The sequence below is a fragment of the Chryseobacillus diguaensis genome (assembly GCF_049220665.1).
GTDB lineage: Bacteria > Bacillota > Bacilli > Bacillales > Bacillaceae > Metabacillus_B.
In genome coordinates, this window is sequence record NZ_JBMKNV010000001.1 from 369,846 (window position 1) to 389,422 (window position 19,577).

Below are 19,577 nucleotides of genomic sequence, written 5' to 3' on the forward strand. Positions count from 1 at the left end.
TTATTACACAGAAAGCAGGTGACTCCTGTTGACAATACAATGGTTCCCTGGCCATATGGCAAAAGCGAGAAGACAGGTTACTGAAAAAATTAAACTGATTGATATTGTTCTGGAGCTTGTGGATGCCCGTATTCCAATATCCTCGAGAAACCCAATGATCGACGAGATTGTATCAAGCAAGCCTAGAATCGTTCTCCTTAATAAGGCAGATATGGCAGACCGGGGTATTACAAAAGAATGGATGGCGTATTTTAAAGACCGCGGCATTACTGCTCTGCCGATTGATTCGCAATCAGGAACAGGCATTAAAGATATTCTTCCTGCCTGTAAAACAGCCCTTAAGGAAAAGTTCGACAAAATGGCTTCTAAAGGGATTCGTCCTAGAGCTGTAAGAGCGCTGATCATCGGTATTCCAAATGTAGGAAAATCAACACTTATTAACAGGCTTGCGAAAAAAAATATCACCCAAACGGGAGACAGGCCGGGGGTAACAAAAGCACAGCAGTGGGTTAAAGTAGGGAAAGAAATGGAGCTTCTCGATACTCCTGGGATTTTGTGGCCTAAATTTGAAGACGAGCTTGTCGGGTTGAAGCTTGCAGCAACAGGTGCCATTAAAGATACCATTTTAAACCTGCAGGATGTTGCTGTCTTTGCTCTCCGTTTTTTAAAGGAGCATTATCCTGATAGGCTTATGGAGCGGTATAATCTAGAAGAGATTCCTGAAGATATTGTCCCTCTATTTGATGAAATTGGAAAAAAGAGAGGCTGCATGGTATCTGGAGGCTATATCGACTATGACAAAACAGCAGAATTGGTGCTGAGAGAAATACGTTCCGTGAAACTCGGGCCTTTGTCTCTTGAAAGACCGGAGAAAACTAGTGAAGAATGAAAAGCGGGACTTGCTGTTTTAGCGGGTCTCGCTTTTTCATTTGCTTTGAGGATAAATGACCATTTGATAAAAGATGTACATAAAGATGGATTACATTTTGACCGCGATCCTGACGATAAAGAAGGTAGAGGAATATGAAAAAAACAAGAGAAACGGTGAAAGAGATAAGCAGAATGCTTCAGGAAGTAACTTCTCTTGATGACCCTCTTGTCAAAAGAAGCCTTGAAGATGATAGAAAGGCCGTTCAGCAGCTTGTTAAAGGATGGATCAGAAATTATGAACGAAATAAACAGCTGGAAATGCAATTTAATAGGATGTCTTCTTTTGAAAGAGAAGCCAGAAAAAATGGGCATATCCTGATCGCAGGAATAGATGAAGCTGGCAGGGGGCCGATTGCAGGACCAGTAGTTGCGGCGGCTGTCATATTGAAAGAAGACTTTTTTCTGCTAGGATTAACGGATTCCAAGCAGCTTACGAAGACAAAAAGAGACCTTTATTTTGAAACGATTGTGGAAGAGGCGCTTGCTTTTAGTGTAGGAATTGTGAAAGAGAAGGAAATTGACGAAATCAATATCTATCAGGCTGCCAAAAAAGCAATGATTCAAGCGGTTCAGGGCTTATCTGAAACACCTGACATGCTGCTCATAGATGCAATGGAACTCTCAATCAATATCAAGGAACAGTCTCTTATTAAAGGAGATTCAAGGAGCATTTCTATCGCTGCAGGATCTGTCATTGCAAAGGTGACTAGAGATCGATTAATGGAAGAGATTGCAAGAGAATTTCCAATGTACGGATTTGAAAAGCATATGGGCTATGGCACGAAAGAACATATAGAAGCAATAAAGAAATATGGAATTACCCCTTATCATAGAAAAAGCTTCTCTCCTGTAAAGGAACATCTGCTCATGGAGGATGGTGAATAACAGCAAATGAACGGCATTACAGCATTTCAAACTATGATGTCCGGTGTGAGAGAAACAAGCACCCGTCATGGATTTAAAGAGGGCCAGCTTCTGATTGGAAAAATCCTGCAGCTTTTCCCTGATCAAAAAGCATTGCTCCAAATTGGACAGCTGCAGTTAGTTGCAAAACTTGAAGCTCCTCTTAAGACCTTGCAAAATTACGTGCTTGCTATAGATCATAAATCAGGAGATGACATGATTCTTTTAAAAATGGTTGAAGAAATCCCCGAGCCGAATGCAACAGCTAAAGGGATGGCAGGAGAGATATTGACAGCAGCACGTCTTCAGAAAAGCCCTGGCGCTCTAAAATTGGCTGAATCATTAGTGAGGAATAATATACCTATTCAAGAAAAACAGCTTGTGAGCGCCCTTCATTGGCTACAGGGAGTCTCTCCTGCTCAGAAAGATAAAGCATACCAGTCCATTCAGTTCTCCTTACAGCAGGGATACCCTGCATCTGAGGGAGTCTTCCGCTCAATACTAGAGGCGATGGACGATAAACCAATGATATTGCGGCTTCAGGAATTGGGCCGAGCTCTTACAAAAGAAGACCTGCCAGGAGAGGCTGCCTCCAACCTTTCAAAAGTAATTGAATCAATACTGAAAAAACCTGACGAGATTGCACAAGCGAAGCTCTACAGTGTTATAGATGCTGCAGCAAAAGGGACTGATTCTGAGGAAAAAGAGATTGCAAATGTCATTCTTCAAAAAATGCAAGCTGCTCAAAATAAATTTGATGCTGCCGGCACTATTTTGCAGCAAGGACAGCCTAAAGAACATCAGGAACTTTCAACTGTATTTCCCGTTGTTTTTAAACAAGAAGGGAAGCCTGTTATACGAGAGAGAGCTGGATTGACTGAAATCGAAACCGCATGGCTCCTCAAGCTTGCTGAAAACTCTTCAGGCGGGCTTGAAGAAGGAAGCCATGTAAAACAGCTACTTGCCTTTATTGCAGACAAACTTGGAATGAAAGATGAATTTCATGTATTCCTCTCTTTAAAATCAGATCAGCAGGGAGACTTGGAAAAAGAGTTTCATACCCTTAAACCATTGCTGATCGCAGCATCGAAAGAAACTGAAATTCCTGAAATAAAGGAAAAGGCTGAACAGCTTATTCACCGCTTAAACGGAGTAACCTTTCTTCAGCAGGAGCATGGTCCTCTTCAAACACAATGGATGCAGATTCCTATCCATTCAGAATGGATGAAAAGCGACTTATCCATTCAGTGGAAGCTCAGAAAAAAGGCGAATGGTCAAATTGATCCTGATTTCTGCCGAATTCTATTATATCTCGATCTTACCAGCTTAAAAGAAATGATGGTAGATGTTCAAATACAGGACAGGGTTGCATCCATTACAGTGCATAATAATTCACAGCACCTCAAGCAGCTTGCCTCAAAATTTTCAGGTGAACTTAAAAATCAGCTGCAAGAAATAGGATTAAATCTATCAATTTTTAAAGTAAAATCATTTGAAGATAAATTGTATTCAGGAGATGGAACCGGCCATAAATTCGGAGTGCCGGCAGAACGGGCTTATCAAGGAGTTGACCTGAAAATATGAACATTAAAAAGGCAGTTGCGCTCAGATATAACACAGAAAAGGACAATGCTCCTGTCATTCTTGCAAAAGGATCAGGATCTGCCGCAGAAAAAATAATAGAAAAGGCAGCAGAGAATCATATTCCTGTTCAGGAGGATCCGAATCTTGTTCAACTTCTTCAAAAGCTTGATATACAGCAGGAAATTCCGGAAGAACTTTATGGTGCTGTAGCGGAAATTTTTGCATTTTTATACAAAATGGACCGAATGTCAGAAGAGCTTCAAGAAAAAGGGTAATGGTAAATAAAATGATTCAGAGCCTCTCATTTTCCCTATCAAAGCATTTTGAAAAATAAATTTCAATTTTAACTTAAATCTTTTAGATTTTATATTCTCAAAAAAATATTTCAGGCTGAAATGTGTGAATACTTAGAAGCATTTTACTATTTTTAGCGGAATGCTAGACAATGAATCAACTATTATATAAAATGAAAGCGCAGTCTAATTTTCCGATACATAGGTTAGGAGGATGGGAAATGAATATCCATGAGTACCAGGGGAAAGAACTCCTCAGAAAATACGGGGTTGCTGTACCAAACGGTAAAGTGGCTTTTACAGTAGATGAAGCTGTTGAGGCAGCAAAGGAACTCGGAACAAGCGTAACAGTAGTCAAAGCCCAGATTCATGCTGGGGGCCGAGGCAAGGCTGGTGGGGTAAAAGTAGCGAAAAGCCTTGACGAGGTGCGTATATATGCTGAAGAAATCTTAGGGAAAACACTTGTCACACACCAAACAGGTCCAGAAGGCAAGGAAGTAAAACGTTTGCTGATCGAAGAAGGCTGCGATATCAAAAAAGAATACTATATTGGACTAGTATTAGACCGCGCAACTTCCAAAGTCGTTTTAATGGCATCTGAAGAAGGCGGCACTGAAATTGAAGAAGTAGCTGAAAAAACACCTGAAAAAATCTTCCGTGAAACGATTGATCCAGCTATCGGACTTCAGCCGTTCCAAGCAAGAAGAGTAGCATTTAACATTAACATTCCGCGCGAATTAGTCGGACAAGCAGCAAAATTCATGATGAGCCTTTATACTGCTTTTATTGAAAAAGACTGCTCGATTGCTGAAATCAATCCGCTGGTTGTTACAGGGGATTCTAAAGTAATGGCTTTGGATGCTAAGCTTAACTTTGATGCAAACGCTTTGTACCGTCAAAAAGACGTACTGGAATATCGTGATCTTGAAGAAGAAGATGCAAAAGAAATTGAAGCTTCTAAGTATGACTTGAGCTATATTTCTCTTGATGGAAATATCGGCTGCATGGTTAATGGTGCAGGACTTGCAATGGCTACAATGGACATTATCAAGTACTATGGCGGAGATCCCGCAAACTTCCTTGATGTTGGGGGCGGCGCCACAGCAGAAAAAGTAACAGAAGCATTTAAAATCATTCTTTCTGATCAAAATGTAAAAGGCATATTCGTTAATATCTTCGGCGGAATTATGAAGTGCGATATTATCGCTTCAGGTGTTGTAGAAGCAACGAAACAAGTAGGTCTTGAAATTCCGCTTGTCGTTCGTCTTGAAGGAACGAATGTGGACTTAGGCAAAAAAATTCTTAACGAATCCGGTTTGAACATCACATCAGCTGAATCAATGGCAGACGGTGCTGAAAAAATCGTTTCTTTAGTGAAGTAAGAAAGGCAGGGGACACAAATGAGCGTTTTTATTAATAAGGATACAAAAGTTCTTGTTCAGGGTATTACAGGTTCTACCGCTTTATTCCACACAAAGCAAATGCTTGAATACGGCACTAAAATTGTCGGGGGAACGACTCCGGGTAAAGGCGGTTCAGAGGTCGAGGGCGTTCCTGTATTTAATACAATGCAGGAAGCAGTAGCTTCCACTGGGGCAACAGCATCCGTAATTTACGTTCCTGCTCCTTTCGCTGCTGATGCGATTATTGAAGCAGTTGATGCTGATCTTGATCTCGTCATTTGTATTACAGAGCATATTCCAGTGCTTGATATGGTAAAAGTGAAGCGCTATATGGAAGGCAAAAAGACTAGATTAGTAGGACCGAACTGTCCAGGTGTTATTACTCCTGACGAATGTAAAATTGGCATCATGCCTGGTTATATCCATACGAAAGGCCACGTGGGTGTAGTATCCCGTTCCGGAACCCTTACATATGAAGCGGTTCACCAGCTCTCTCAAGCTGGCGTTGGACAATCATCAGCAGTGGGGATTGGCGGAGACCCTGTAAATGGGACTAATTTCATTGATGTTTTGAAAGCATTTAATGAAGATCCTGAAACATATGGTGTTATTATGATTGGCGAAATAGGCGGAACTGCTGAAGAAGAAGCAGCTCACTGGGTTCGTGAAAATATGACTAAGCCTGTCGTAGGCTTTATCGGAGGGCAAACAGCTCCTCCGGGTAAACGCATGGGCCATGCAGGCGCCATTATTTCAGGCGGTAAAGGCACAGCGGATGAAAAAATCAAAACAATGAACGAATGCGGCATTAAAGTAGCTGAAACTCCTTCTGTAATGGGTGAAACACTAATTTCAGTGTTGAAGGAACAAGGAATCTACGATAAATGCAGAACGCATTAATATAATAGAGGGAACGGGGAATATCCCGTTCCTTTCTATTTGTTTTTAAGCTTTGATAAGTAATTTCAAACTAGAGTAAAGAAAGAAACGGTACCAAAAAAAAGAAAGGTACTATTAGTGCAAATACCTTTAAAAAATCATAAATAATAATGAAGGGATCGATTCAGATAACTCCAGAGGCAAGAGACTATCTATTCAGGCTAACAAACTGCAGAGGTATAACCAATAAGGGCATTCACCGTCTTCTTCAAATAAGTCCAACCCTCTCTCAATTCTTTTCATTAAGTGAAAAGGACCTTCTGAATTACAAAATCATAGAAAAAAGAAACCTTGCTTTTTTTCTCCAGGATTTTTACAACTTCAACCCCATGCCAATTCTTGCAGAATACCTTGAAAAGGGTATATTTTTTATAACTATTGCTGATCCTGAATATCCTGATCTGCTGAGAGAAATCTACAACTGCCCTGTAATTTTGTATGGTATTGGAAATATAGAATTTTTGACTTTTCCCAAAAAAATTAGTATTGTAGGTACCCGAACACCCACTCGAGAAGGGAAACTCGCCATTCAAAAAATTGTTCCAGAGCTAGTTTCATCAGGCTGGCTTGTTGTCAGCGGGCTTGCCAAAGGAATAGACACTTGGGCGCATCAGGCCGCAATGGACTCTTCAGGCAAAACAATTTCCGTCATAGGAAGCGGGTTTGATTATTTGTATCCTGCTTCTAATAAGGAACTGGCAGCAAACATTATGAAAAATCATCTTTTGCTGACTGAATATAAACCAGCTATGAAACCTCAAAAATGGCATTTCCCTGAGAGAAATCGTATTATAGCGGGTCTTTCAGCCGGTACGATCGTCATTCAGGCAAAAATGCGAAGCGGTTCCTTAATAACCGCTCAAATGGCTATGGAAGAAGGCAGGGAAGTTTTTGCTGTACCAGGCCCTATTCATCTTGAAAATGCAGGGGGCACCAACAAACTGATTCAGGATGGCGCTAAATTAGTCATGAGTGCAAGGGATGTTGAAGATGAATTTGCTTCATTTCAGACTCTTCCTTCAATGAAGGAAATGCTCAGAAAATAAGCAATTTAGGAAAGATAGATAAATTACCGTTTGACAAATGATAGATGAATATTTAATAATAGTGGAGATTTAACAACTGAAAAATAAAATGCTTACATTTATGAGGCCTGACTTATTTCAGGTTTTATATATATATATAACCGATGTTCTTTTTATCAGGCTTTTTCAAAAAGTTTTATTCTGAGATCATCTTTTATAAGGGAAATAAAAATTTAATGAATAGATCCTCATTTAATGATAAACAGATAGAAAAGAGAGAGATCACCTCTTAAGGGGGACATTATAAATGTCAGACTACTTAGTCATAGTGGAATCACCAGCTAAGGCAAAAACCATTGAACGGTACCTTGGAAAAAAATATAAAGTAAAAGCATCAATGGGCCATGTGCGTGATCTTCCTAAAAGCCAAATAGGCGTAGATGTTGAAAGAAATTTTGAACCGAAATACATTACCATCAGAGGCAAAGGCTCGGTAATGAAAGAATTGAAATCAGCTGCAAAAAAAGCCAAAAAAGTATTTCTCGCAGCTGACCCGGATCGCGAAGGGGAAGCAATAGCCTGGCATTTGGCTCATAGCCTGGAACTTGATGTAACCTCAGATTGCAGAGTTGTTTTTAATGAAATTACGAAGGATGCCATCAAGGAATCATTCAAGCATCCGAGAACAATAAATATGGATTTAGTTGATGCACAGCAGGCAAGGCGTATTCTCGATCGCCTAGTCGGATACAAAATCAGCCCGATTCTTTGGAAAAAGGTAAAAAAGGGCTTAAGTGCAGGCCGTGTTCAATCTGTGGCAGTCAGACTGATTATTGACAGGGAAAAAGAAATTAAAGAATTTGTTCCTGAAGAATATTGGACAATTGAAGGCCAGTTTTTAAAAGGAAAAGATCAATTTGAAGGCGCTTTTTACGGCTTGAACGGCAAGAAGATGGAATTGAAAACAGAAGAAGACGTTAAAGGCATTCAAAAACAAATCAGCGGCAATTCCTTTCATGTGACATCAGTAACAAAAAAAGAAAGAAAGCGCAATGCTGCCCTTCCTTTCACAACTTCCACTCTTCAGCAGGAAGCAGCTAGAAAATTGAACTTCAGAGCGAAGAAAACGATGATGATCGCTCAGCAATTATATGAAGGAATTGATTTAGCCAAAGATGGAACGGTTGGTTTAATCACTTATATGAGAACAGATTCAACCAGAATTTCAGAAACAGCTCAAAGTGAAGCGTCCTCTTGGATCGAAGAAAAATACGGTAAAGAATTCGTGTCTCCGACAAAGAAAACCGTAAAGAAAAATACAAATACCCAGGATGCCCATGAAGCGATTCGCCCAACATCAACTCTTCGTGAACCAGCTTCAATGAAAGAACATTTGAGCAGAGACCAGCTCAGATTATATAAATTAATTTGGGAACGTTTTGTTGCTAGCCAAATGGCTCCTGCCATTCTTGATACAATGAGTGTTGATCTCGATAACAGCGGGGTTACGTTCAGAGCAACTGGTTCTAAAGTAAAGTTTTCAGGATTTATGAAAGTTTACGTCGAAGGAACGGATGATCAAAAGGAAGAAAAAGATAAAATGCTTCCTGATTTACAGGAAGGCGATGAAGTTTTCTCAAAAGATATCGAGCCTGCCCAGCACTTTACACAGCCGCCTCCGCGATACACTGAGGCAAGACTTGTTAAGACGCTTGAAGAACTTGGAATAGGCAGACCGTCTACTTATGCTCCAACTCTTGATACCATTCAAAAAAGAGGCTATGTCGCTCTTGATAATAAACGTTTCATTCCGACCGAGCTTGGTGAAATTGTTCTTGAATTGATCGTTGAGTTTTTCCCTGAAATTATCGATGTTGAATTTACAGCAAAAATGGAAAACAGCCTTGATGAAGTGGAAGACGGGAAAATCCAATGGGTAAATATCATTGATGATTTTTATAAAGACTTTGCAGTCCGCCTTTCAAAAGCAGAGGAAGAAATGCAAGAAATCGAAATCAAAGATGAGCCTGCGGGGGTTGACTGTGAAGAATGCGGAAATCCCATGGTCATCAAAATGGGGCGCTTCGGAAAATTTATGGCTTGTTCCAATTTTCCAGATTGCCGCAATACGAAGCCAATTACGAAGGAAATCGGCGTCAAATGCCCGAAATGCCATGAGGGCAACGTTGTTGAAAGAAAAACGAAAAAACGACGCGTTTTTTATGGCTGTGACCGTTTTCCGGAATGTGATTTTCTGTCTTGGGATAAACCGATTGCAAGGAGCTGCCCTCGCTGTGACTCTATGCTAGTAGAGAAAAAGCTGAAAAAGGGCAATCAGATCCAATGTGTCAATTGTGAATACAAGGAAGAACAGCAAAAGTAATAACGGTGGGCGAATTTGCTCACCCTTTTTTATTGAGGCTCTATTCTTAATCGTTGTTCTTATTTATCTTACTAAAGCTTCAAAAAAGGGATCTATTAAAAGCGGTTAAGAATAAATGGAGCGAAGACAAATGATCAGCGTATTAAAAACCGTTAAAATTGAAGATCAACTTTAAAAATTCCAATTTATTAAGCCAAAAGTAAAACGGGAGGAAATGCAAATGACAGAACTAACAGTGAACGTAGTGGGTGCAGGCCTTGCAGGGAGCGAAGCAGCTTGGCAGCTTTCGAAAAGAAATATTAAAGTAAACCTTTATGAGATGAGGCCTGTTAAGCAAACACCTGCACACCATACGGATAAGTTTGCTGAACTCGTATGTTCGAATTCATTGAGGGCAAACGGGCTTACGAATGCGGTAGGTGTATTAAAGGAAGAAATGAGAACTCTTGATTCTGTCATTATCCGCTCTGCAGATGATTGCTCCGTTCCAGCAGGTGGAGCACTTGCAGTAGACAGGCACGAATTTGCAGCTAAAGTGACGGACAGAGTGAAAAATCATCCGAATGTTACGGTATTTAATGAAGAAGTTTCTGATTTTCCGGAAGGACCGACGATCATTGCGACGGGACCTCTTACTTCCAAAGCCCTGTCAGAAAAACTGCAGGCTTTAACGGGTGAGGATTACCTCTATTTTTATGATGCAGCTGCACCTATACTCGAAAAAGAAAGTATTGATATGAACAAGGTTTATTTGAAATCGAGATATGACAAAGGAGAAGCCGCTTACTTAAATTGTCCTATGACAGAAGAGGAATTCAACATGTTCTACGATGCCCTTATAACTGCTGAAACAGTTCCTCTTAAGGAATTTGAAAAAGAAGTTTATTTTGAAGGCTGCATGCCAATTGAGGTTATGGGACAGCGCGGCAGAAAAACGATGCTGTTTGGACCAATGAAGCCAGTTGGACTTGAAGATCCTAAAACAGGGAAACGTCCTTTTGCAGTTGTTCAATTAAGACAAGATGATGCCGCAGGAACGCTTTATAATATTGTAGGTTTTCAAACTCATTTAAAATGGGGAGCTCAAAAAGAAGTGATTAAATTGATCCCTGGACTTGAAAATGCTGAAATCGTCCGGTACGGGGTTATGCACCGGAATACATTTGTAAACTCACCAAGGCTCCTTTTTCCAACTTATCAATACAAAGAACGCAAGGATCTATTTTTCGCTGGACAAATGACTGGTGTTGAAGGATATGTTGAATCAGCTGCTTCCGGTCTGCTTGCAGGGATCAACGCAGCACATTACTTGCTTGGCAAGGAACTGGTAACTCTTCCAGCAGAAACAGCGATGGGAAGCATGGCGCGATATATCACATCAGCCAATCCAGATAACTTCCAGCCTATGAATGCCAATTTCGGTATCTTTGCAGAGCTTCCAGAACGGATTAAAAGCAAAAAGGAACGTTATGAAGCATACGCTAATAGAGCGTTGGAAACAATTCAAAAAATTTCGAAAAAACTATAGAAATAATTTGCAAGGGCTGCTGAAGGTGTGATACCATTTAGTAGCCCTTGTGAGGTGTTGAAATGGAAAATGTTAAGAATTATTTAAATTTGTTCGTAGATTATTTACAAATTGAAAAAAATTACTCACAATATACTATTGTGAATTATGTTGCTGACATTGAGGATTTAGCAGCTTTTTTAATGGAAGAAGGAATACAGGGGTTTGAGAATGTAACGTATCAGGATACTCGATTGTACTTAACGAAATTACATAAAAAACATTTTGCCAGAAAAACAATTTCAAGGAAAATTTCTTCTATAAGAAGTTTCTACAAATTCCTTAACAGGGAAAAACTTTTAAACGAAAATCCTTTTGCACTTGTTTCGCTTCCAAAAAAGGAATATCGAATTCCTAAGTTTTTATTTCCGGAGGATATCAGTACCCTTTTTGAGCAGGCAAATGTGGAAACGCCTTTGGGCCAAAGAAATCAGGCGCTTCTTGAAATGCTTTATGCAACAGGCATGAGGGTAAGTGAATGCTGCGGTCTGAAGCTTTCTGATGTTGATCTGTATATGGGCACGCTACTTTTAACAGGCAAAGGCTCAAAGCAGCGTTATGTTCCTTTTGGCAGTTATGCACAGGATGCTTTGGAAGTATATTTAGGTGATGGAAGAAAAAGATTAATGGAGCGTTCATCCCTTGAACATGGTGCTGTTTTTGTAAACCATAGGGGAGGCCCTCTTACAGCAAGAGGCATTAGACATATCTTAAATGAGCTAATCAAACAGTCGTCTCTTACCCTAAAGCTTCATCCTCACATGTTTCGCCATACATTTGCTACACATCTTCTGAACGAAGGTGCTGATCTGAGAAGTGTACAGGAGCTGCTGGGACATGAACACCTATCCTCGACGCAGGTTTATACACACGTGTCAAAGGAGCAGCTTAGAAAAACCTATATGTCCCACCATCCTCGAGCATAAATTAGAAGGAGAGAAAATATATGTCCGAGACACAAGCTCAATTTCATGCTACTACGATATTTGCCATCCAGCATAAAGATGGCTTTGCGATGGCTGGAGACGGCCAGGTAACTTTCGGAAATGCTGTTGTTATGAAGCATACAGCTAAAAAAGTAAGAAAAATTTTCAATGGCAAGGTTGTAGCTGGCTTTGCTGGTTCGGTAGCTGATGCATTTACTCTTTTTGAAATGTTTGAAGGAAGGCTTGAGGAATACAATGGCAACCTTCAGCGTGCAGCAGTTGAACTTGCTAAGGAATGGCGCAGTGACAAAGTGCTGAGAAGGCTTGAAGCCATGCTGATTGTGATGAATAAAGAGCATTTGCTGCTCGTTTCCGGTACAGGAGAAGTTATTGAGCCGGATGATGGGATTCTTGCTATTGGTTCCGGAGGCAATTATGCCTTGTCAGCCGGCAGAGCCCTTAAAAAATACAGCGGTGAGCAGCTTTCCGCTAAGGAAATTGCCAGAGCAGCTCTGGAGATAGCTGGAGAGATCTGTGTATATACCAATTCAAATATTATTGTTGAAGAGCTGTAAAGAAAGGAAGGTGCCATATGAATACTCAATTAACTCCGCGCCAAATAGTTGAGCGGCTTGATCAATATATAGTAGGTCAGACTGATGCCAAAAAGGCTGTTGCAGTTGCTTTAAGAAACCGTTATCGCAGAACGCTTCTTGAGGGATCATTAAAAGATGAAGTTGTACCCAAAAATATTTTAATGATTGGCCCTACAGGTGTCGGTAAAACGGAAATCGCCAGAAGAATGGCTAAACTTGCAGGCGCTCCTTTCGTAAAAGTGGAAGCAACAAAGTTCACTGAAATGGGCTATGTAGGCCGTGATGTAGAATCAATGGTGCGTGATTTAGCAGAAACCTCTGTAAGACTGGTGAAAGAGGAAAAAATGAATGAGGTAAAAGGCACTGCAGAGGAAAATGCCAACAGACGCCTTGTTGAATTGCTTGTACCAGGCAGAAAGAAGACTCAAAGCTATAAAAATCCTCTTGAAATGCTTTTTGGCGGAGCCCAAAATCAGGAACAGGATGAACCTAAAGAAGAAGAACCATCTATAGAGGAAGACCGAAAACGCATTGCTCAAAAGCTTGCACTTGGAGAACTGGAAGATCATTACGTAACAGTGGAAGTGGAAGAGCAGCAGCCATCCATGTTTGATATGCTACAAGGCTCGGGTATGGAACAGATGGGCATGAACATGCAGGATGCGCTAGGCGGATTAATGCCTAAAAAGAAGAAAAAACGAAAGCTTACTGTAAGAGAAGCAAGAAAAGTGCTAACAAATGAAGAAGCCCAAAAGCTGATTGATATGGAAGATGTAACGCAGGAGGCTGTTTTCCGCGCTGAGCAGACCGGCATTATCTTTGTAGACGAAATAGACAAAGTGGCTAAAAAGAATAGCGGCGGCAGCGCCGATGTTTCAAGAGAAGGAGTACAAAGAGATATCCTCCCGATCGTAGAAGGTTCCACTGTTGTTACAAAGTACGGCAGTGTCAGAACAGACCATGTGCTATTTATCGCAGCTGGTGCATTTCATATGGCAAAACCGTCTGATTTAATTCCGGAATTGCAGGGAAGATTTCCGATTCGCGTTGAGCTTACAAAACTAAGCACTGAGGATTTTGTCAGGATTTTAGTTGAACCCGATAATGCGCTTTTAAAACAATATCAGGCCCTCCTTGAAACAGAAGGTATAAATCTCGAATTTTCTGACGATGCTATTCGCAGGATAGCAGAGGTAGCTTTTCAGGTGAACCAGGATACAGATAACATTGGAGCCAGAAGATTACATACTATTCTTGAACGTCTATTAGAAGATTTATCATTCGAGGCACCTGACATTACGATGGATAAAATAACCATTACACCGCAATATGTTGATGATAAACTTGGCAAAATTGCTACCAACAAGGACTTAAGTCAATTTATACTATAAGAACTGATTAGTTATAGGAGGAAACACACAATGGCTTTATTAGAAAAAACACGAAAAATTAATGCAATGCTTCAAAAAGCAGCAGGAAAACCGGTTAACTTTAAAGAGATGGCTGAAACGCTGAGGGATGTTATTGAAGCAAATATCTTTGTCGTCTCAAGAAGAGGAAAATTGCTTGGGTTTGCGATCAACCAGCAAATTGAAAATGAGCGGATGAAAAAAATGCTGGAAGACAGACAATTCCCTGAAGAGTATACTCAGAACTTGTTTAACATTCTTGAAACGTCATCCAACTTGGATGTAGAAAGTGAATATACAGCTTTCCCGGTAGAAAACCGCGAGTTGTTCACAAACAGCCTTACAACCATTGTACCGATTATTGGAGGAGGAGAACGTCTTGGCACATTGATTCTTGGCCGTTTGGAAGAACAGTTTGAAGATGATGATCTAATCCTTGCTGAATACGGTGCAACAGTTGTCGGAATGGAAATACTGCGAGAAAAAGCAGAAGAAATTGAAGTTGAAGCAAGAAGCAAAGCGGTAGTGCAGATGGCAATCAGCTCGCTTTCATATAGTGAACTTGAAGCCATTGAGCATATTTTCGAAGAATTAAACGGGAACGAAGGCCTGCTTGTTGCAAGTAAAATTGCTGACAGGGTAGGAATTACCCGGTCTGTTATCGTTAATGCTCTTCGTAAGCTTGAGAGTGCCGGAGTCATTGAATCAAGATCTCTTGGTATGAAAGGCACATATATCAAGGTATTAAACAATAAATTCTTAGTAGAACTTGATAAATTAAAATCAAACTAACAAAAAAGCACTTCCTTTGGAAGTGCTTTTTTTATTATTTATAAAATTATGGGTGAATTTTATAATAGGTAATATGTCACGGATAAAAAATAGATAAATAATACGACTTTTTTTTACACTTACTTCATAGACTTTGAGCCTATTATTTTTTACAATTATAGATGAGATTTAACATAATTCGACACTAATAAGATTCGTTTTGCATAGAACTTTAGTGGGGGTCAAGGATGAACATTTTTGCAAACAGCACAATGCAATCTCTGGAAAAAGCGGTTGATTATTCCTCTTTAAAACAAAAAGTGATTTCTAACAATATTGCCAATGTGGATACCCCGAACTTCAAAGCACAGGAAGTGAATTTCAGGGAAGCACTATCAAGTGAAGTAGATAAACTGCAAGCAAACAGAACGGATTCAAAGCATTTTGAGTTTACCGGAGGAACTGGAGAGCCTTTTGTTTTTTCTAATACAAACTCTTCTTATCAGCAAAATGGAAACAATGTTGATATTGATTCAGAGATGTCTGAAATGGCTAAAAATCAAATTTACTATAATGCATTAATCGATCGGCTGAATGGACAGTTTCAATCACTGAAAACTGTCATCAGAGGAGGGAAATAAGATGATCTTCGGCGGATTGGATACAACTGCTTCAGCTTTGACCACACAGCGTTTGCGAATGGATGTCGTTTCTTCCAATATGGCTAATGCAGATACGACAAGAGCGGAATATGTCAATGGGAAGTGGCAGCCTTATCGAAGGAAAATGGTTGAAACACAGCCTTTGGATGGGAATTTTTCCTCTTTTCTTGATAAAGCGATGAACAATGGAGAAGGAATGGGCGGCGTTAAAGCAACTGGTATTGTAGAAGATCAAACGCCATTTAAAATGGTATATGATCCTGAAAATCCAGATGCTAATCAGCAAGGCTATGCTGCAATGCCAAATGTTGATCCGCTAAAAGAGATGGTGGATCTTATCAGCAGTACAAGATCATATGAAGCCAATGTAACAGTATTTAATGCTTCCAAAGGAATGCTCATGAAAGCTCTAGAAATCGGAAAGTAAGGTGAGGCAATTGATTAACGGAATATCGCCTTTTCAAATACAAACACCGGCTGCTCTACAGGGACAAAGTTCCGGAGCTGTTCAGCAGCAAGGCAAATCAGGATTTGGAGAAATGCTTAAAGAGGCAATAATGGATGTAAATGACGCTCAAATTCAATCCGGCAATATGACGGAAGCCCTTGCTCAAGGAAAAAATGTGGAACTTCAGGATGTTATGATAACGGCAGAAAAAGCAAATGTTTCTCTTATGTCTGCAGTAGAACTGAGAAACAAAGCTGTTGAAGCTTATCAAGAAATTATGCGCATGCAAATGTAATGCAGTGCTATGCTGCACATTTTAAGCCATACTTGAGCGCATCGTTATTTAGACCGGGGGATAAGAAAGAATGAAACAAAGACTTATTGAAGTAAGAGACAGGGCCATTCAGTTTTGGAGAAGCAGGTCTAAAGGCCAAAAAGGGCTGCTGATATTCGGTCCTCTCCTTTTTATTATACTTGTGACTGTGCTGGCAATCTTTCTGAATACACCAAATATGGTTCCGCTGTACAATAACCTTTCTCCTGCAGAAGCAGGCCAAATTAAGCAAACGCTTGATGCGAGGGGAGTGAAGTCAGCTCTGTCAGACAATGGCACAACGATTGATGTTCCGCAGGAAATGGCTGACTCTCTTAAAGTAGATCTCGCTGCACAAGGGATACCTAATACAGGGTCCATTGATTATTCCTATTTCAGCAAAAACGCCGGATTTGGTATGACAGACCAGGAATTTAATGTTTTGAAGCTGAAAGCAACCCAAACAGAATTGACTAATTTAATTAAGGGTATCGATGGAGTACAGGATGCCAAAGTGATGATTAACATCCCGCAAGATACCGTTTTTGTAGGGGAACAGGCAGAGCCTGGTTCCGCTTCGATTGTTGTGCAAATGAAACCTGGATATCAGCTTGATCAAAATAAAGTGAATGGATTATATCACTTGGTTTCAAAAAGTGTACCAAACTTATCTACTGATAATATCGTCATTATGGATCAGAATTTTCAGTATTATGATTATAAAAATGGAGGATCTTCTCCGCTTGTATCAGATTTTTCGACACAGCAGGATGTTAAAACAAAAATTGAACGCGATCTTCAAATGCAGGTTCAGCGCATGCTCGGTACAATGATGGGACAGGATAAAGTGGTTGTGTCCGTAACGGCTGATCTGGATTTCACTCAGGAAAAGAGAGAAGAAAATCTGGTTGAACCGGTTGATAAGAAGAATATGGCCGGCATTACTGTCAGCGCTGAACGAATCAATGAAACCTACACCGGAAAAGGCGCAAAAGCAGGCGGTGTTAACGGCTCTGGCGCTAGCGATGTTCCAGGTTATCAGTCTTCTTCCGCTTCAGGGGACGGAAATTACGATAAGACTGAGGAAAGATTAAACTATGAAGTTAACCGAATCAAAAAGCAGATTGTTGAAAGTCCTTATAAAATAAGAGATTTGGGAATTCAGGTTATGGTAGAACCGCCTAATGCAAATTCGGCTTCGTCCCTGCCGCAAGGAAGGGTAAATGATATAAAACAAATTCTTTCTACTATTGTAAGAACATCTATCGATAAAAAAGAGATCGCACAGCCGCTGACAAATACAGATCTTGCAAATAAAATTGTCGTTTCAGTGCAGCCGTTCTCTGGCAAAACAGTACTCAATACAACCCAGACACAGGGTGTCCCATTATGGGTTTATATTGCAGGCGGAGTGCTGGTCGTTATCATCATTCTTCTATTAATCCTTCTCCTTCGCAGAAGAAATAAAGATAACAGCGAGTATTACGAAGAAGAGATTGTTCAGGAAATTCCGCTGACTGTTCCGGATCTTGATAAAGATACTGAGACAGAAGGGACTTTGAGAAGAAAGCAGCTGGAAAAAATGGCAAAAGAAAAGCCGGAGGATTTTGCCAAATTGCTTCGGACTTGGCTGTCGGAAGATTAGGAGGAAATGGTATTGGCGAAAAAAGATACAAGCACAAAATTGACGGGGAAACAAAAAGCCGCCATTCTATTAATCTCGATGGGCCCGGACGTTTCAGCTTCTGTATATAAACACCTCTCAGAGGAAGAAATTGAGAGGCTGACATTGGAAATTTCAGGTGTCAGATCAGTAGATTCTGTAAAAAAAGAGGAAATTATTGAAGAATTTCATGATATAGCGATTGCCCAGGATTACATTTCACAGGGAGGCATATCTTACGCCAAGCAAGTTTTGGAAAAAGCTCTAGGAGAAGAAAGAGCCGCTAATATTATTAACAGGCTGACGTCAACATTGCAAGTTAGGCCGTTTGATTTTGCGAGAAAAGCGGATCCTTCTCAAATTCTTAATTTTATTCAAAATGAGCATCCTCAAACAATTGCATTGATTCTTTCTTACTTGGATGCTGTACAGGCAGGGCAAATTCTTTCAGAGCTTCCTCAGGAAGTACAAGCTGATATAGCCAGAAGGATTGCCATGATGGATCGGACTTCACCTGAAATTATCAATGAAGTGGAACAAATTCTGGAACGGAAGCTCACATCTACCCTTACGCAGGATTATACCCAGACAGGCGGGATTGAAGCAGTCGTTGAAGTGCTTAATGGTGTAGACCGGAGTACGGAAAAAACAATTCTGGATGCTCTTGAAATTCAGGATCCTGAATTAGCAGAAGAAATTAAAAAGCGCATGTTTGTCTTTGAAGACATTGTGACACTTGATAACCGTGCTATTCAGCGCGTAATCAGAGAAGTAGAAAATGATGACCTGATGTATTCTCTCAAGGTTGCTAGCGAAGAAGTGAAACAAATCGTTTTCAAAAATATGTCCCAGCGTATGGTAGAAACGTTTAAAGAGGAAATGGAATATATGGGACCTGTGAGACTCAGGGATGTTGAAGAATCTCAATCCCGTATTGTAGCAGTAATACGAAGACTGGAAGAAGCAGGTGAAATCGTCATAGCCCGCGGCGGAGGAGATGATATTATTGTCTAATATTATCAAGTCCAGAAATACAGCATTAGAAATGGGAGAAAAAAAGCCGATTGAAGTCTTTCCGGTGAAAACTCCTGAGCCCCCTGAAGATGAAGAATCTAAATTTTATGCAGCAAGTTTAATAGAGAAGGCAAGAACTGAAGCGGAATCCATCTTACAAGAAGCGAAAAATCAGCAGGCTGCATTTGCTGATGCCGTCGCTCAAGATCAGGAAAACTGGTTAAATGAAATGCAGGCTTTATCAGAACAGGCATTTCAAGAAGGCTATGCTGAAGGTATGGAGCAAGGCAGGCGTGAAGGACTTCTTCAATATCATTCACAACTTGAAGAGGCAAGGCAGACAACTGCTCTTTCGAAACTTGACTATCTTGAAAAAATAGATTCTTCACAAGGTTTGATCGTCGATCTTGCAGTCAAGCTTGCCGAGAAGATTATTTCACAAGAATTGGCTTCAAACAAAGAGAGCTTCACAGTACTTGTTAAACAGTTAATTAAAGAAGTAAAAGAATACAAAGAAATAAAACTTTTTGTTCATCCTGAACAATTAAGTATGCTTCTTCAACAAAAAGACGAATTGAAGCAGCTTCTCACCTCTAACAGTGATTTATATATTTATGCTGATGAAGAATTGATATCAGGCGGCTGCTTTGTTGAAACCTCCTTTGGCAGAATTGATGCAAGTATTGATACACAGCTTCAACAGCTTAAAAAACAGCTGATAGAAATGCTTGGAGAGGATGAATAAGTC

19 protein-coding genes are annotated in these 19,577 nt (G+C 40.2%); all 19 read left to right on the top strand.

Features of this window, described 5'->3' with window-relative positions; all coding sequences use genetic code 11:
• Positions 1-28: 28 nt before the first annotated feature.
• The 19 genes from ylqF to fliH all read left to right on the top strand — a co-directional run bounded on the left by ylqF (position 29) and on the right by fliH (position 19,574).
• A complete protein-coding gene (gene ylqF / locus ACOT8F_RS01830) occupies positions 29-889 on the top strand; it encodes a ribosome biogenesis GTPase YlqF (protein ID WP_421649838.1) in 861 nt (286 codons plus the stop codon).
• Positions 890-1,023: 134 nt separating this feature from the next.
• Entirely contained in the window at positions 1,024-1,815 is a 792-nt protein-coding gene (rnhB, locus tag ACOT8F_RS01835; protein ID WP_421649839.1) for a ribonuclease HII, read from the top strand.
• 6 nt (positions 1,816-1,821) lie between these two features.
• Positions 1,822-3,417: a hypothetical protein gene (locus ACOT8F_RS01840; RefSeq protein ID WP_421649840.1), complete on the top strand. Its 1,596-nt coding sequence runs from the start codon at positions 1,822-1,824 to the stop codon at positions 3,415-3,417.
• Positions 3,414-3,692, top strand: a complete 279-nt coding sequence (locus ACOT8F_RS01845) for an EscU/YscU/HrcU family type III secretion system export apparatus switch protein (protein ID WP_421649841.1) — start codon at positions 3,414-3,416, stop codon at positions 3,690-3,692. The genes ACOT8F_RS01840 and ACOT8F_RS01845 overlap by 4 nt, the downstream gene beginning before the upstream one ends.
• Before the next feature lie 239 nt (positions 3,693-3,931).
• Positions 3,932-5,092, top strand: coding sequence for an ADP-forming succinate--CoA ligase subunit beta (gene sucC / locus ACOT8F_RS01850; protein ID WP_421649842.1), 1,161 nt, complete (start codon positions 3,932-3,934; stop codon positions 5,090-5,092).
• Between the two features lie 18 nt (positions 5,093-5,110).
• Entirely contained in the window at positions 5,111-6,013 is a 903-nt protein-coding gene (sucD, locus tag ACOT8F_RS01855; protein ID WP_421649843.1) for a succinate--CoA ligase subunit alpha, read from the top strand.
• 149 nt (positions 6,014-6,162) lie between these two features.
• On the top strand, positions 6,163-7,098 hold the full coding sequence (dprA, locus tag ACOT8F_RS01860) for a DNA-processing protein DprA (RefSeq protein ID WP_421649844.1): 936 nt from the start codon (positions 6,163-6,165) through the stop codon (positions 7,096-7,098).
• Positions 7,099-7,384: 286 nt separating this feature from the next.
• Positions 7,385-9,460, top strand: a complete 2,076-nt coding sequence (topA, locus tag ACOT8F_RS01865) for a type I DNA topoisomerase (protein WP_421649845.1) — start codon at positions 7,385-7,387, stop codon at positions 9,458-9,460.
• Positions 9,461-9,680: 220 nt separating this feature from the next.
• Positions 9,681-10,988 (top strand): FADH(2)-oxidizing methylenetetrahydrofolate--tRNA-(uracil(54)-C(5))-methyltransferase TrmFO, encoded by a 1,308-nt coding sequence (trmFO, locus tag ACOT8F_RS01870; protein ID WP_421649846.1) that lies wholly within the window; start codon positions 9,681-9,683, stop codon positions 10,986-10,988.
• 62 nt (positions 10,989-11,050) lie between these two features.
• Positions 11,051-11,953 carry a tyrosine recombinase XerC gene (xerC, locus tag ACOT8F_RS01875; RefSeq protein ID WP_421649847.1) on the top strand — a complete coding sequence of 301 codons (903 nt, stop codon included), beginning with the start codon at positions 11,051-11,053 and terminating at the stop codon, positions 11,951-11,953.
• 20 nt (positions 11,954-11,973) lie between these two features.
• Positions 11,974-12,528 carry an ATP-dependent protease subunit HslV gene (gene hslV, locus ACOT8F_RS01880; RefSeq protein WP_421649848.1) on the top strand — a complete coding sequence of 185 codons (555 nt, stop codon included), beginning with the start codon at positions 11,974-11,976 and terminating at the stop codon, positions 12,526-12,528.
• A 17-nt stretch (positions 12,529-12,545) separates the two neighbouring features.
• Entirely contained in the window at positions 12,546-13,940 is a 1,395-nt protein-coding gene (gene hslU / locus ACOT8F_RS01885; RefSeq protein ID WP_421649849.1) for an ATP-dependent protease ATPase subunit HslU, read from the top strand.
• A 30-nt stretch (positions 13,941-13,970) separates the two neighbouring features.
• A complete protein-coding gene (gene codY, locus ACOT8F_RS01890) occupies positions 13,971-14,750 on the top strand; it encodes a GTP-sensing pleiotropic transcriptional regulator CodY (protein WP_421649850.1) in 780 nt (259 codons plus the stop codon).
• Between the two features lie 227 nt (positions 14,751-14,977).
• Entirely contained in the window at positions 14,978-15,370 is a 393-nt protein-coding gene (gene flgB / locus ACOT8F_RS01895; RefSeq protein ID WP_421649851.1) for a flagellar basal body rod protein FlgB, read from the top strand.
• A 1-nt stretch (position 15,371) separates the two neighbouring features.
• Positions 15,372-15,818: a flagellar basal body rod protein FlgC gene (flgC, locus tag ACOT8F_RS01900; protein ID WP_421649852.1), complete on the top strand. Its 447-nt coding sequence runs from the start codon at positions 15,372-15,374 to the stop codon at positions 15,816-15,818.
• A 10-nt stretch (positions 15,819-15,828) separates the two neighbouring features.
• Complete coding sequence (gene fliE, locus ACOT8F_RS01905; protein WP_421649853.1) at positions 15,829-16,134, top strand: flagellar hook-basal body complex protein FliE; 306 nt, start codon at positions 15,829-15,831, stop codon at positions 16,132-16,134.
• Positions 16,135-16,204: 70 nt separating this feature from the next.
• Positions 16,205-17,797, top strand: coding sequence for a flagellar basal-body MS-ring/collar protein FliF (gene fliF / locus ACOT8F_RS01910; RefSeq protein WP_421649854.1), 1,593 nt, complete (start codon positions 16,205-16,207; stop codon positions 17,795-17,797).
• 6 nt (positions 17,798-17,803) lie between these two features.
• Entirely contained in the window at positions 17,804-18,829 is a 1,026-nt protein-coding gene (gene fliG, locus ACOT8F_RS01915) for a flagellar motor switch protein FliG (RefSeq protein ID WP_421649855.1), read from the top strand.
• Positions 18,822-19,574, top strand: coding sequence for a flagellar assembly protein FliH (gene fliH, locus ACOT8F_RS01920; RefSeq protein ID WP_421649856.1), 753 nt, complete (start codon positions 18,822-18,824; stop codon positions 19,572-19,574). Before fliG ends, fliH begins: the two co-directional genes overlap by 8 nt.
• Positions 19,575-19,577 lie beyond the last annotated feature (3 nt).